This window comes from Bacillus sp. FSL K6-0994, from assembly GCF_038630815.1.
Lineage (GTDB): Bacteria > Bacillota > Bacilli > Bacillales > Bacillaceae > Bacillus > Bacillus safensis.
The window spans coordinates 3,014,747-3,030,050 of sequence record NZ_CP152043.1 but is presented as its reverse complement, the minus strand read 5'-3'; the positions used below and the strand labels follow the sequence as shown (position 1 = coordinate 3,030,050).

Here is a 15,304-nt window from a genome sequence, read left to right as displayed (position 1 = left end):
GGAGAGACAACATATGAAATCGCTCGAAACAGAAAAGCTTTGTATCGGTTATCAAGACCGTTTGATTGTAGAAGATTTGAATGTCAGCATCCCAAAAGGCAAGGTGACAACACTGATTGGACCGAATGGCTGCGGGAAATCAACCATTTTAAAAACGATGTCTCGTATTATGAAGTCCAATCGAGGAGCTGTTTACTTAAATGGCAAGGCTATCCATGAGACGCCGACAAAAGAAATTTCAAAACAAATGGCGATCTTACCACAAACGCCCGAAGCACCAAGTGGATTGACAGTGTATGAGCTCGTGTCATATGGACGTTTCCCGCATCAAAATGGGTTTGGCCGCTTATCAAATGAAGATAAACGAATCATTAGGTGGGCACTTGAGGAAACGGGAATGATTGCTTTTCATGATCGGCCAATTGAAGCACTTTCCGGCGGACAGCGTCAGCGTGTATGGATTGCGATGGCACTTGCCCAGGAAACAGAGCTGCTCCTATTAGATGAACCTACGACGTATTTGGATCTTGCACATCAGCTCGAGATTCTTCAGCTGTTAGAACGCTTAAATAGAGAGCAGGGCCGAACTGTGTTGATGGTCATCCATGATTTGAATCATGCGGCGCGTTTTTCACATTACATGATTGCCCTCAATCAAGGGAAAGTCATAAAAGATGGTACGCCTCATGAGGTCATGACCAAAGAGGTACTCAGTCGGGTATTCCATATTGATGCAGAAATTGTGCTTGATCCTAGAACGAATAAGCCGATCTGTTTAACCTATGACTTAATGAATCATGAACGAAAGCTAGAAGCTGTGAATGGATAATAGATGTAAAGGAACCCGGTGCAGCTGCCGGGTTTTTTTGCATGTTTGAAACTTCCTCGTGCTGCCATTTTCTCCAGTTGATATTTTTTCGCTTTTATGCGGAAAAGAGGTACTTTTTTACTTTAGACAATGGTAATATACGGTTAGAGATCATAGCTAGAAAGGAAAGAGATGCGTGGAAACAGCAAAAATATTGATTGCAGATGACGAAGAAGCAATTGTGAAAATGGTTGAACGCGTATTAAAAAAAGAAGGATTCAAGCATATTTATAAAGCCTACCATGCAGATGAAGCATTAGATATTGTCAAAAACGAGGACATCCACCTCTTACTTCTAGATGTAATGATGCCCGGTAAGTCTGGTTTTGACGTTCTGCCTGAAATCAGAAAGTTAACGAAAGTGCCTATTTTCTATTTAACTGCAAGAACGTCTGATGTCGATAAACTGACGGGCTTTGCACAGGGGGCAGATGATTACATCACAAAGCCATTTAACCCGCTTGAGCTAGTGGCTAGAATTAAGGCTCACCTAAACCGAACTTATATCTCCTTACAGGAGGAGCAAGAAGACACTCAAAGCCAATATCATTATGCCCATTTCTCCTATCATCCTCATGCAGCCGAATTGAAAGTAAGAGGAGAGGTGACGGCATGTTCTGCTCAGCTTCTTTCTTTGCTGAAGTACTTTTGTGACCATCCGAATGTGGTTCTCTCAAAAGATCAAATCTATGAGAAAGTATGGGGCGTCCCATCATATGGTGATAACAACACTGTCATGGTTCATATTCGAAAGCTGAGGGAAAAGATTGAATTAGATCCGAGTCAGCCAGAATATATTGTGACGATCCGTGGTATGGGATATAAATTTATACCGCACCCTGCAAAGGTCCTTCAATAATTTATGAATTTACGAGCAAAACTTTTCTTTCACTTTGTCGGACAAATGTTTATTGTGATTGCCATTCTGACGATCGGCAATACGTTCTCTGAGAACTTATATTTAAATAAATACTATGAGAATATGACCGAAACTGGTTTAACAAAAGCTGATGGAGATACACTCATGAGCTGGCTTTATTTTAACGAGGATGGAAAAATGGAAGCCGACGATCAGCTCAAGCAAGCAGTGGAAAAAAGAGACGGCTGGCTGCAAGTGATTGATTCAAAGAAGAATACCGTTTATAGCTATCACCGCCCTAAATCAATTCCAACGTCTTATCAAAAGGATGAAATGATCAAGATCTTTGAAAAAAGAGAATTTAAAGATTACAAGATGTACTTCTGGCCAATTGAGATTGATCAAGAAAGTTTTACTGTGTTATATGGGTTCAAAACGAACAGCACAAAGGTAGCCAATTATCTGAAACAGCACGAGAAGAATTTGGCTGCATTATCTCAATATTCTGTTGAAACAAAAGAATTCTTGAAGAGAATGAATGGATCGGTTCATTTGTTCAATGAAGAAGGAAAATATTTAAAAGGCATTCGGGCCAACACTAGTTTGAAACATAACGTAACAGATGTTGAATTGCTCAAGTATCAATCGAAGCCTTGGGAGTTTAGAAGTGACCTCACTTATATGAAGGTGAATAAAAACCTGTATATCATCGTCTCGGTACCAAATAAAGTATACAGCCCAGACGAGCTTTACGATAAAGAGAGAGACGCTTTAAATCAATATACAACCATCTTAATTGCAGGTCTTGCACTCACTATTATTATTGTCATGACATTGTGGTATTCGTATCGTTATGGGCTGCCAATTTATCACATTATTCGCTGGCTGATTTTCTTATCAAAAAATAAATTGCAGGAACCAACAAATAGAAAGGGAATTCCAGTCAGTAAAAATAAAAAAGGCCGTATTAAGCGGGAATACCGATTATTTGAGGATATCCTAAAAACAATGGATCAGCTCACGCTTACATTAAAAGAGAATGAAGCAAACCGAAGAAAAATTCAAACCACAAGGGAAGAATGGATTGCAGGATTGTCTCATGATTTGAAAACGCCTCTAAGTACGATTTACGGCTATGGACTCATGCTTGAATCCGATCAATATCAATGGTCCAAAGAAGAAGTCATGGAAATGGGACAGGTGATTCGTGAGAAATCAGAATACATGTCGACACTGATTGAGGATTTAAACCTCACATACCGATTGAAGAATGGTGCCCTGCCTATTAATCGAAAACCGGTTGAACTCAGTGAATTTTTAACTTCCATTATGGACGAGTTTTCAAGAAGCTCTTCATCTGAGGATTATCCATGCTCCTTTGAAGATCAAACAGATGGTGTCATATTTGAGATCGATAAAGCATGGTTCAGACGAGTGATTGAGAACCTGCTGGCGAATGCAGTGAAGCATAACGAAAAAGGCACCCATATTACAGCTGTTTTATCTGAAACAGAGGAAGAAGTTCGGATCGAAATGAAAGACAATGGCCGCGGAATGGCACAGGAAACGGTGGATCACCTATTTAACCGCTATTACAGAGGGACAAATACAAATGATCCAACGAACGGAACAGGTCTCGGGCTTGCGATAGCAAAAGAGCTCGTCTTGCTGCATGACGGTGATATTCAAGTTGAAAGTGAACTAGGCACTGGAACAACTATTGCGATTATCCTAAAAAAATCATCACCTGTAAAATAGCCAAAAAACGATTTTCTTTTCTAAAGGAGATCGTTTTTTCCTGTTTTAGGATTGAAATCAATTTTGTAAACGATTACAATAAAATTGTTAACGTGAACAAATTATTTTTATCTATAAGAGAAATGGGGGAGTTTGATGAAAGCCTTTTTAGATGAACAGTTTTTACTCAACAGTCAGACGGCGGAAAAGCTATACCATGAGTTTGCTAAGGACCTTCCAATTATAGATTACCATTGTCATTTAAGCCCCAAAGAAATCTATGAAAATAAAACCTTCCATAATATCACCGAAGCATGGCTTTACGGAGATCATTACAAATGGCGTGCCATGAGAGCAAATGGCATACCCGAATCGCACGTCACAGGGGATGCCTCAGACTATGAGAAATTTCTGGCGTGGGCGAAGACCGTTCCCATGACCATTGGAAACCCGCTCTATCACTGGACTCATTTAGAGCTGAGACGATATTTTGGAGTTGAAGAACTTTTAAACGAAAAAACCGCACACATCATCTGGCAAAAAGTAAATGAAAAGCTGCAAGGAGAGGGGTTTGGTGCAAGAGATTTCATTGTGAAATCGAACGTTGAAACAGTCGTGACAACAGATGATCCAGTCGACTCGCTTTGCTATCATCAAAAACTGCGGGAAGAAGGATTCACTGTGCAAGTACTGCCCGGATTTCGGCCTGATAAGGCACTTGATATAACGAATCACCTATTTACAGCGTATGTTCACGAACTGGCAGAGGCTTCATCTACTCCAATCCAATCCTACCAAGACTTTTTGAAAGCACTCCGTACAAGAATTGATTTTTTCCATGAACAGGGCTGCCTGATCTCAGATCATGCCATTAACGAAATGACGTTTGAAGAAACGACGGAAGAAGAAGTGGAAGCCATCTTTTATAAAAAAATGTCGGGGCATTCATTGACGGAAAAAGAGAAGATCAAATTTAAAACACAAACATTCATAAAGCTAGGTCAGGCTTACTATGAGCGGGGCTGGGCGATGCAGCTTCATATCAATGCGCTTAGGAACAACAATACGAAAATGTTTGAGCGGCTTGGGCCGGATACAGGGTATGATGCGATGAATGATGAAGACATTGCCAAGCCGCTTTGCAGAATATTGGACCGTTTAGAACAAGAACAGGCACTGCCAAAAACCATTCTTTATTCCTTGAATCCTAGGGATCATGTTGTGATTTCCACATTGGCTGGAAGCTTTCAAGACGGGACGACACCTGGGAAGATCCAGCACGGCACAGCTTGGTGGTTTAATGATACGAAACAAGGGATGACAGAGCAGATGATGGCTCTATCCAGTATTGGGCTGATCAGCCGTTTCATTGGGATGCTGACAGATTCACGAAGCTTTTTGTCGTATACAAGGCATGAATATTTTCGAAGACTGCTTTGCGATATCATTGGAGATTGGGTAGAAAAAGGAGAAGCCCCTTATGATCTTGAGCTGTTAGGGGGAATCGTGAAAGGAATCAGCTATGAAAATGCCAGGCAGTATTTCCAATTTGACCGGGCAAATCAGCTCAAGCACCACCCAAACAAAATGACATGAAGAAAATGAAAGCGGTTTTATGATAAGATGGTAAAAAATCATAAAAGGCGGAATAGCATGACAGTCACAATTAAAGACATAGCAAAATTGGCAAACGTCTCTCATACCACGGTATCAAGGGCTTTGAATAACAGTCCTTTTATTAAAGAGAAGACAAAACAAAAGATTTTGTCGATTGCAAAACAGCTGAATTATTCACCGAATGTCCATGCGAGAGGCCTAGTATCACAAAAATCATTTACAATTGGTCTGTTTTTTACGAGTTTAACAGAAGGCACATCTTCAAGCTTCTTTGTGGATGCGTTAAAAGGTGTCAACAGCGTCATGACAGAGTATTATAATCTCTTTGTAAGAGGAATTGACGACTTTCACGATTACACAACCATTCATAAACAACGCTACGATGGCATTTTGCTCATGAGTCAAAGCGAACACGATGAAGCATTTATCCATCATGTGAAGAAACAGGGCATTCCCATCATTGTGCTGAATCGCCGTGTAGAAAGTCATGAGGTCATGAATATATTAGCAGATGATAGTCAAGGAGCTTACCAGGCTGCACACCATTTCATTCAGCAAGGTCATGAACAAATCGCCATCATTGAAGGGAAAGAAGGCTTTAAATCAACTCAAGAAAGAAAAGCTGGTTTCCTGCAAGCGTTAATTGATCACCAAATACCTATGAAGAAAGAATATATGATGAAAGGCGACTATCACATGAAAAGCGGCTATGAATCAATGGAATCGCTGCTGGCCCTTGATGATCCGCCAACAGCGCTCTTTTGCTCAAACGATGACATGGCGATTGGTGCAATGAATGCATTATTTGCAAAAGGCAAAACGTGTCCAGGTGATATTTCTATTATTGGTTTTGATGATATTGCCTTTTCATCCTATACCACACCTGCATTGACAACGGTGAAAAAACCGATTGAAAAAATGTGTGCACTTGGAGCAGAAGCTATCCTTTCAGTGATAAACGGTGAAGAGCAAGAAGAAGATCATATGGAAAAAGTGTATGTCCACACAGAGCTGATGATCAGAGATTCAGTCAAAAAGGTGCAGTAATCTGCACCTTCTTAGATAAATGTTCACGTGTGCATAATACTTGGAGAGGGGAATCCATTTGAAACGATTATCAAAAGCCATATACCCAGCACCTGAGTATCCGGAAACGATTTTGCAGATTGGTGAAGGAAATTTTATGCGAGGATTTATCAATTGGCACATCCAGAAGCTGAACGACTGCACAGATTTTAAAGGAAGAGCGGTTGTTGTTCCTCCTCGAAAAGGATCGGTAGCAGCCTTAAATGAACAAGATGGCCTGTATACATTATGTATTCAGGGATATCATGATCAGCAAGAAATGAATGAACGTATGATCATTCAATCGATTAGCAGAGGAATTAGTACGTATACGGATTACGAGGAATTTTTACACGTAGCGGAAAACCCGGATCTCCGCTTTGTTTTCTCAAACACGACAGAGGCAGGACTTGTGCTCAGAAAGGAGGATCGTTTGGAGGATCGGCCGCAAGCCAGTTTTCCAGGAAAGCTGACAGCGTTCTTGTATCACAGGTTTAAAGCATTTGCTGGAGATGAGCAGAAAGGACTGATCATTCTGCCTTGTGAATTGGTTGAACAAAATGGTGATCGATTGAAGGAATATGTGATCAGTATGGCAGCTGAGTGGGAACTGCCGCCTGCGTTTTTTACATGGATTAAGGAAGCCAACACGTTTTGTAATACGCTTGTGGACCGGATTGTCCCTGGATTCTCTAAGAAAGCGGCTGACATCGTACGAAAGGAAGAAGGGTATATCGACGAATTGCTTGTCACGGCAGAATATTATCATCTTTTTGTCATTGAAGCGCCCGCTTTTGTGAAAAAGGAGCTCCCCTTTCAAGAAGCAGGATTAAATGTACTTTTTGTAGAGGATATTGCGCCTTATCGTATGAGCAAGGTACGAATTTTAAATGGTGCACATACGGCGATGGTGCCGATTGCCTATTCATGCGGTTTAGAAACTGTAAAGGAAGCTGTGGATGATGAGCATGTTGGTCCGTTCATCCGGCGTATGCTGGAGGAGGAAGTATTGCCAGGGCTTGAACTCCCTGAAGATGAGCTTCTTCTTTATACACAATCCGTTTGGGATCGTTTTTGCAATCCATTTGTAAAGCATCAATTGCTGGATATTGCGCTGAATGGGGTATCCAAATTCCGAACCCGTAATCTTCCGTCATTGCTTGATTATGTCGAGCGAAAGAAACAGCTGCCAATGAAACTTGTGTTTTCACTTAGCAGTCTCATTTATTTCTACAGAGCACATGCAGGAAGGGTAAAGGATGATGAAACTGTGCTAACGCTCATGAAGGAAGCATGGGACGAGGAAAACCATTCTAATGAAGGAGTTGCAGCGAAAATTCTTTCATGCGAGTCATTATGGGGCAGAGATTTAACAGATATAAATGGATTGAGTCAAGCTGTAGCTGATCAGCTTACCCTCATACAGACGCATGGGATGAGAGCAGCTGTTCATCGAATGATGCTTCATCAATATGAAAGTCAGGGGGAGAAAGCATGAAAGACTTTATTGTCATCCACCCTTCAGATAATGTCGGTATTGCTTTAAAAGGACTTGAGCAAGGGGAGGAGCTGCAGCATCAAGGACATACGATTATCTTAAAAGAGACCGTCGCCAAAGGTCATAAGTTTGCATTGGCTGAAATCAAGCAAAGAGAGAATATTATCAAATATGGCTATCCCATTGGTCATGCAGTGACTGCCATTTCTGCTGGAGAATGGGTGCATACGCATAATATCAAAACCAATCTATCTGGCAAGCTGGAATACGAATACCAGCCTTCATTATCAGAAAACCCCTATGAAAAAACGAATCTTACATTTAAAGGGTATAAACGAAAAAATGGCGGAAGCGGAATCCGCAATGAGCTTTGGATTGTTCCTACCGTTGGATGCGTGAATGGCATCGCCGATCAAATGATCCAAATATTCACCGCTGAAATGGGTGGAAACATCCATCCTTTTGAAACAGCCCTTGTATTAAAGCACAATTATGGCTGCTCACAGCTTGGGGACGATCATGAAAATACCAAAACCATTTTACAAAATGCGGTGAAGCACCCTAATGCTGGAGGAGTACTCGTTCTTGGACTTGGCTGTGAAAACAATGACATTGAAGATTTTCAGTCCACATTAGGTGAATATGACCGTACGAGAGTGAAATTTTTAAGAAGCCAAGAAGTAGGAGATGAGATTGAGACGGGAGTCGCTTTACTCAAGGAAATTTATGATGCGGCGAAAGAAGATCATCGTGAAGACATTCCGTTATCTGAGCTGAAAATTGGCTTGAAGTGCGGAGGATCAGATGGATTCTCTGGTATTACCGCAAATCCGCTTTTAGGCAGACTGTCCGATTTTCTTGTCGCGCAAGGCGGAACGACTGTGCTGACAGAAGTGCCCGAAATGTTTGGTGCTGAAACGATTTTAATGGAGAGAGCAGCATCAGAAGCGACTTTCGACAATATTGTGCAAATGATCAATGACTTTAAACAATACTTCATGGATCATCGACAGCCGGTATATGAAAATCCTTCCCCGGGAAATAAAGCAGGTGGAATTTCGACATTAGAGGATAAATCTCTTGGCTGTACACAAAAAGCAGGTACTTCTGATATTAAAGATGTATTGAAATATGGAGAGCTGCTGAAACAAAAGGGATTGAACCTATTAAGTGCACCTGGTAATGATTTGGTTGCTTCATCTGCACTTGCTGCTTCTGGCTGTCAAATGGTGCTTTTTACAACAGGCAGGGGGACACCCTTTGGTACGTTTGTGCCAACAATGAAAATCTCGACCAACACAGCCTTATATGAAACAAAAAAGCACTGGATTGACTTTAATGCCGGAGAACTGCTTGAAGATGTACCGGAAGATGTTGTATTAGAAAAATTCATTTCAACTGTCATTGATGTGGCGAGCGGGAAGCTGTTAAATCATGAAAAAAACAATTTTAGAGAGCTGGCTATTTTCAAAACAGGTGTCACACTTTAAGGCGACTGGGGGATGAGTACGTGTCTAAAAAACGGGATTTGATGTATATCGCAGCAGGAACGGTACTAACTGGAGTTGGAATTGCTCGTTTAGCAAAGCAAGGGAAGAAAGATAAAAAAGTAAACGGAATTGATCAAGTGCTAAAGCAGATAAAAGCACCGCAGTTCCCAGATCGTGAATTGAATGTGGTGCATTATGGAGCAGATGCGGAAGGGCAAGAGCTTTCTACAAATGCTATTCAGTCTGCCATTGATGATGCCCACCGGTTGAAAGGGGGACGGGTGCTGATCCCAGCAGGGACATTTATGACAGGTGCTTTAGAATTGAAAAGCAATGTAGAACTTCATCTGCATGAGAAAGCCTATGTGACATTCAGCCAAGACCCAAAGGATTACTTGCCTCTTGTACTGACAAGATATGAAGGGGTTGAACTTTATAATTATTCACCTCTCATTTATGCACACCATGCAGAAAACATCGCTATAACTGGAGCCGGAACCCTTGATGGCAGAGGGGATGAGCATCATTGGTGGCCTTGGAAGTATGGGACAAATGGCCAGCCCTCTCAGGATCGGGATCGCCAGCTTTTGTTTGAAATGGCGGAAAAGAGAATACCGGTAGAAGAAAGGGTATTTGGAGAAGGTCATTATTTAAGGTCGAGCTTTATTCAGCCATACCAATGTCAGCATGTGCTAATCGAAGGAGTGACAGTGAAGGATTCACCGATGTGGCAAATTCATCCTGTGTTAAGTGATAACGTCATCGTCCGCGGCGTTAAAATCATTGGGCATGGACCAAACACAGATGGTGTCAATCCGGAATCTTGCCGGAATGTGCTCATTGAAGATTGTTATTTTGATAACGGAGATGATTGTATTGCCATCAAATCGGGCAGAAACGAGGATGGACGGAGAATAGGGATTCCATCTGAAAACATTGTCATTCGTAGAAATGAGATGCGAGATGGACACGGCGGTGTGACGATCGGGAGCGAGATCTCTGGCGGGGTAAAGTATGTTTATGCAGAAAATAATGTCATGGACAGTCCGAACCTTGACCGGGCACTGCGTATTAAAACCAACTCTGTCAGAGGCGGCACCATTGAACATATTTATTTTAAAAACAATACAGTCAAAAGTCTAAAGCATGAAGTGGTCTGTATCGACATGATGTATGAGGAAGGAGATGCTGGTCCGCATCGTCCTGTTGTACGTCATATTGAAGTGGAAGGACTCAAAAGCAGCGGCGGACGATATGGTGTGAAAATAGCCGCATATGCACATTCTCCTGTGACTCACTTTAAAATGAAAGATTGTGTCATAGATGATGTGGCGTATCCATTATCTTTAGAGCATGCCGTTTCTCCTGCTTTTGAGAAAGTCGCCATCAATGGAGAACAAATCAATTCATTGAAGAGTGAAAAACAGTCTTTTTAGAGGCTGTTTTTTTGTTTTATGAACAGAAAAGACGCTTTTAGAAATCACATATACAACCTATCTGCACTGTAGTATAATATTCCCGAAATTAGAAAAGAATTGACGAAAGAGATTTCGTTAAGCAGTACATAAACCAGGGGGTTACTCATGAAAAAGTTAACAGCTATTTGGCTATCGTTATTGCTTGTGATGGGTGTTTTAGCAGGATGTGCAGGCGCTGAGACAGATCACAAAGCAAAAGGGTCACAAAATAAAGAAACGGCCACTGCGGCATTTCCCGTATTGATAAAAGATGCAGCTGGCAAAACAGTCGAAATCAAAGAACAGCCTAAACGAATTGTTTCGTTAATTCCAAGTAATACGGAGATTGCTTATGCACTCGGTCTTGGAGATAAAATGGTTGGACGATCAGACTTTGACAATTATCCAAAGGAAGTCGAAAAGGTAGAGAAGATTGGCGGACTTGAATTCAATGTCGAGAAGGTCATTTCCTTAAAGCCAGATCTTGTCTTAGCACATGCATCTCAGATGGGATCAAAAAATGGATTTAAACAGCTTGAAAATGCAGGGATCCAAGTGCTGACTGTAAATGATGCAACATCCTTTAAGGATGTGTACAAATCAATCAATATGATCGGTGAAGCAGCCGGCGTGAAAGAAGCATCAACAAAGCTTGTAGACGAAATGAAAACAAAGCTGAATGACATCAAGAAACAAGCAGAGGGGATTTCGAAAGACAAGCAAAAAACAGTCTTTGTTGAAGTATCAGGTGCACCTGAAATCTATACAACTGGTAAAAATACATTTATGGATGAAATGCTTTCTGTTATCCATGCCAAAAATGCTGCAGGTGATCAAACTGGCTGGGTGCAAATGACGGAAGAATCGATCATCAAGCGAAATCCTGATGTCATCGTTACAATTGATGGATCAGGCTTAGCTGATTTGAAAAAAAGAGACGGCTGGAATGCAATGAAAGCAGTGAAAGAAAAACAAGTCTTTCAATTGAATACGGATCTCGCATCAAGACCGGGACCGCGATTGGTTGAAGGAGTCGAGGCTCTTGCGAAAAACGTCTATCCTGACACGTTCAAATAAATTGATCATCGCATATACACTAAGTGTTTTACTTCTTGTGATGAGCGTTGGAATGGGAATCTCCTTTGGAAGCTTAGGGATTCCCATTCCTTCTATTCTTCGTATATTTGTTCATGAACTATTCGGAGTGCAGTTTGGAACCATTGATTCCATCGATCGCAATATTATGATGAACATTCGGCTGCCAAGAGTCATATTAGCGGCATTAGTCGGAGCAGCACTTGCGTTATCTGGTGCAGCTTTTCAAGGTTTATTAAAAAATCCTCTCGCTGACCCTTATACGCTGGGGGTATCTCAAGGGGCATCAGTTGGAGCCGTAGCGACCCTGTTTTTCAGCTTGCAGCTCCCGCTTTTTGGCAGTTTCACACTGCCATTATTCAGTATGACAACAGCGCTTGTGACCCTTTGCCTCGTTCTCTTTTTTGCGCGTCTTGTTCATCGGGGGATGAGCATTTCTTCTTTAATTTTGACAGGAGTGATTTTCAGCTCTTTTTTGGGTGCGCTCATTTCATTGATGATTGCTTTAACAGGTGATGATCTAAAAGAGATCATTCATTGGCTGCTTGGCAGTGTGTCCATGAGGGGCTGGCGTTATATTTTGCTTTTTCTTCCTTTCTTTCTTATTGGGACCTTTGCGTTAATGTTGATGGGGCGAGATTTGAATGTGATGACGTATGGCGAGGAGAAGGCAAAGCTATTAGGTGTACATGTGAAAAGGAGCAAATATATTGTGCTGCTGGCGGGCTCGATCCTGACCGGAAGTGCAGTAGCGGTATCAGGGACGATCGGTTTTGTAGGACTTGTGATTCCTCATTTTATCCGCCTCTTCACTATCACAGATCATCGGCATCTGCTGCCTTTATCTATGCTGAACGGTGCTTCCTTTCTTGTATTAGCAGATGTGTTATCCCGTACCATCATTGAGCCGACTGAATTACCGATTGGCATCATTACTGCGTTAATTGGTGCACCTGTATTTGGCATCATCCTCATTCGTAAATATAGAGGGGGGACGCACGTATGATTCAAGTGAAGGAAATCAGAGGTGGATATGGAGAGAAAGAGGTCATTCGAGGCATTAATCTTGAAGTGAAGCAAGGAGAATTTCTCGGTATACTCGGTCCAAACGGGAGCGGTAAGACGACCCTTCTTAAAATGATGGCAGGGATTTTAGCACCTATGAGCGGAGAGGTGCGTCTCGGCGGTCACCTTATTCAATCCTATCAGCCAAAGGCGCTTGCGCAAAAGATGGCAGTTCTGCCGCAGAAAACGGACCAAGCTTTTTCATTTACGGTGGAAGAAACCGTCCAATTCGGTCGTTATCCATATCAAAAAGGGTGGCTGCAATCTGTCACGCGAGAAGATGTGCAGGTCGTCAGCAAAGTAATGGAACAAACGGGTGTTGCACAGTTTAAGAATCAATCCATCCATGAGTTAAGCGGAGGAGAACAGCAGCGTGTATATTTAGCACAGGCATTGGCGCAGCAGCCTGAATATTTATTGCTGGATGAACCAACGAGTTTCCTTGATTTAGCCTATCAAAAAGATTTGCTTGATTTAATTAAAGAAGAAACGACTTCCTCTAAGTTAACGGTCATTGGCGTATTCCATGATGTGAACATTGCTAGTTTATATTGTGATCGCCTGCTGCTACTACATGAAGGAAAGACAGACATGTTAGGACTGCCGCATCACGTCTTGACCACTGAACGAATCAACCGTGTGTATGAAACAAATGTGACGCCGCTCCAGCATCCATTTAGGGCTAACCCCCAGCTGATGGTTGAGCCTGCAGCCCCTTCAAAAGCATCAATTGTAAACATAGCGGATGGCTGGAGGACTTATAGCTCAGAAGGAATGACGTTTTCCATTAATCAGCCTCTTCGCATCCTTTCCTCACATAAGAAAAACGGCGGGTTCTTTTGGAAAAGGTCTATTGGAACGGGAAAGAAGACGCTTCATGAGCAGCTAGAGTCATCTGAAGATATGCTGTTTTTCGAGCAAGCTAACGGATTAGCACAATTTGCCGCAGAAGACGCCGAAGACGATATGATCCTTTACGGCATGCTTCAGCAAGAAGAGTTGGCCATTTGGCTTATCCTGAAACGATCTTTAACAGACGGAGCAGCTGTTCAGCTCATGGGGCAGCTTATGCACATCATGAAGCAAGAAACAAGCATTCCAATCCATCATCTTTGTATTGCTACACCCAATACGCATGAAACGGAAGATGCTGACCTTTTACACGAAAGATTAGGACAAAAGGTGCACGGGCTTCTTCAAACGTTGAAAGACATTCAAAAGTGAATGTACAATTATATTTAGGTTAGTTGAGTAAAACAGTTGATATTGTAAGGACTACACATATCTATAATGTGTAGTCCTTACAATAGTTCTTAATCTTTGCTTTAAATAAAAAAAAAGCTGCCACAATGACAGCCAGTTCTAATTCTATATCTAAGACGGTTGAATTTTAATTAGATGAAATGCCCTTTCCGCCTTCTTGTACCATAAATTTGTTAAATAAACTAAATTTACTCATACCATCCTCCTTCATTTAGTCTTAATCACATTTTAGACACTATATACTATATCTTCAATCATTATTTTATAAGGAAATAAAAAGGATGGTTGGCCTTCATAAGAGACTATCTATCCTATTATTTAATATCTTAATTTAACAAATGGTTCACTTTTCTCTTTCATTGATGACATTCTTTCACCATGTTTTAGTAAAACAACTGCATCCTATTTAGTTCGGGTTATACTAAAAGGACAAAGCAGTAGAAAAGGGGGCAAACCGTTGAAACTTTATACGAAAACCGGGGATCAGGGTCAAACAGGCCTGATCGGCGGAAGAGCTGATAAAGATGATGTGAGAGTAGAGGCGTATGGAACGCTAGATGAGGCGAATAGCTTTATTGGACTCGCGCATGCAAAATTACGGCAGCATGGCGAATTGTTTCAGGACCTTTTGTCAGAGCTGATTGTTATTCAGCATGAGCTGTTTGACTGTGGCGGTGATTTGGCAGCAGTCAAACCACGTAAAGAAGGCAAATTAACAGAAGCCTCTGTGACAGCCCTTGAGAAAAGGATGGATGTCTATGTAGAAGAGGCCGCGCCGCTCACCAAGTTTATTTTACCGGGTGGTCAGGAAGGCGCTGCTCTCTTACATGTGGCGCGGACAGTCGTCAGAAGAGCCGAGAGGCATATTGTGACGCTTGCGAAACAGGAGGAGATTCCAGCTGTTGCGCTCACATACGTAAACCGTCTATCCGATTATTTATTTGCAGCCGCCCGAATCGTGAATCATCGGCTTGGTGAAGCTGATGTTGAATATGAACGAAGTGCCGACGTGTTTCGTTCTAAATAAGGAAAGCACTCTTCAAATAGAAGAGTGCCCAGCGTGTAGACAAACCCTCGCATTCTTTGTCAGGTCTGCGCTCCGGTGCTCACGAATGTTCAATTCGCTCCGCTCCGGTACTCGTCCTTCCTAGACTGCAAAGGTTTTCTATCACACTGAAAAAAGAAGACCAATAGCCCTTGGTCAACAATCTGAGCACTCTTCAAATAGAAGAGTGCTTTTTTGTTAGGTTCTGCCGCTCAGTCTGAGCATTGTTACGACTCTAGTCGCAA

12 protein-coding genes are annotated in these 15,304 nt (G+C 41.9%); all 12 read left to right on the top strand.

Features of this window, described 5'->3' with window-relative positions:
• Nucleotides 1–13: 13 nt before the first annotated feature.
• The 12 genes from MHB69_RS15910 (at nt 14) to MHB69_RS15855 (ending at nt 15,041) form a co-directional block, all read left to right on the top strand.
• Nucleotides 14–829, top strand: coding sequence for an ABC transporter ATP-binding protein (locus MHB69_RS15910; protein ID WP_041115691.1), 816 nt, complete (start codon nt 14–16; stop codon nt 827–829).
• A gap of 175 nt (nt 830–1,004) precedes the next feature.
• Nucleotides 1,005–1,727 (top strand): response regulator transcription factor, encoded by a 723-nt coding sequence (locus tag MHB69_RS15905; RefSeq protein ID WP_024423448.1) that lies wholly within the window; start codon nt 1,005–1,007, stop codon nt 1,725–1,727.
• Between the two features lie 3 nt (nt 1,728–1,730).
• The gene (locus tag MHB69_RS15900; RefSeq protein ID WP_034280895.1) at nt 1,731–3,485 is read left to right on the top strand and encodes a HAMP domain-containing sensor histidine kinase; all 1,755 of its coding nucleotides are present in this window, start codon (nt 1,731–1,733) and stop codon (nt 3,483–3,485) included.
• Between the two features lie 135 nt (nt 3,486–3,620).
• On the top strand, nt 3,621–5,060 hold the full coding sequence (gene uxaC, locus MHB69_RS15895) for a glucuronate isomerase (RefSeq protein WP_041115693.1): 1,440 nt from the start codon (nt 3,621–3,623) through the stop codon (nt 5,058–5,060).
• Nucleotides 5,061–5,117: 57 nt separating this feature from the next.
• Nucleotides 5,118–6,128, top strand: a complete 1,011-nt coding sequence (locus MHB69_RS15890; protein WP_034280892.1) for a LacI family DNA-binding transcriptional regulator — start codon at nt 5,118–5,120, stop codon at nt 6,126–6,128.
• A gap of 58 nt (nt 6,129–6,186) precedes the next feature.
• Nucleotides 6,187–7,644 (top strand): tagaturonate reductase, encoded by a 1,458-nt coding sequence (locus MHB69_RS15885; protein ID WP_061110079.1) that lies wholly within the window; start codon nt 6,187–6,189, stop codon nt 7,642–7,644.
• The gene (locus MHB69_RS15880) at nt 7,641–9,134 is read left to right on the top strand and encodes an altronate dehydratase family protein (RefSeq protein WP_061110078.1); all 1,494 of its coding nucleotides are present in this window, start codon (nt 7,641–7,643) and stop codon (nt 9,132–9,134) included. Before MHB69_RS15885 ends, MHB69_RS15880 begins: the two co-directional genes overlap by 4 nt.
• A 20-nt stretch (nt 9,135–9,154) precedes the next feature.
• A complete protein-coding gene (locus MHB69_RS15875; protein WP_061110077.1) occupies nt 9,155–10,570 on the top strand; it encodes a glycoside hydrolase family 28 protein in 1,416 nt (471 codons plus the stop codon).
• A gap of 147 nt (nt 10,571–10,717) precedes the next feature.
• Complete coding sequence (locus MHB69_RS15870) at nt 10,718–11,668, top strand: ABC transporter substrate-binding protein (protein WP_061110076.1); 951 nt, start codon at nt 10,718–10,720, stop codon at nt 11,666–11,668.
• On the top strand, nt 11,634–12,692 hold the full coding sequence (locus tag MHB69_RS15865; RefSeq protein ID WP_070326018.1) for an iron ABC transporter permease: 1,059 nt from the start codon (nt 11,634–11,636) through the stop codon (nt 12,690–12,692). The genes MHB69_RS15870 and MHB69_RS15865 overlap by 35 nt, the downstream gene beginning before the upstream one ends.
• On the top strand, nt 12,689–13,975 hold the full coding sequence (locus MHB69_RS15860) for a heme ABC transporter ATP-binding protein (protein WP_342495765.1): 1,287 nt from the start codon (nt 12,689–12,691) through the stop codon (nt 13,973–13,975). The genes MHB69_RS15865 and MHB69_RS15860 overlap by 4 nt, the downstream gene beginning before the upstream one ends.
• A gap of 496 nt (nt 13,976–14,471) precedes the next feature.
• Nucleotides 14,472–15,041, top strand: coding sequence for a cob(I)yrinic acid a,c-diamide adenosyltransferase (locus tag MHB69_RS15855; protein ID WP_061110065.1), 570 nt, complete (start codon nt 14,472–14,474; stop codon nt 15,039–15,041).
• The last annotated feature ends 263 nt before the right edge of the window (nt 15,042–15,304 follow it).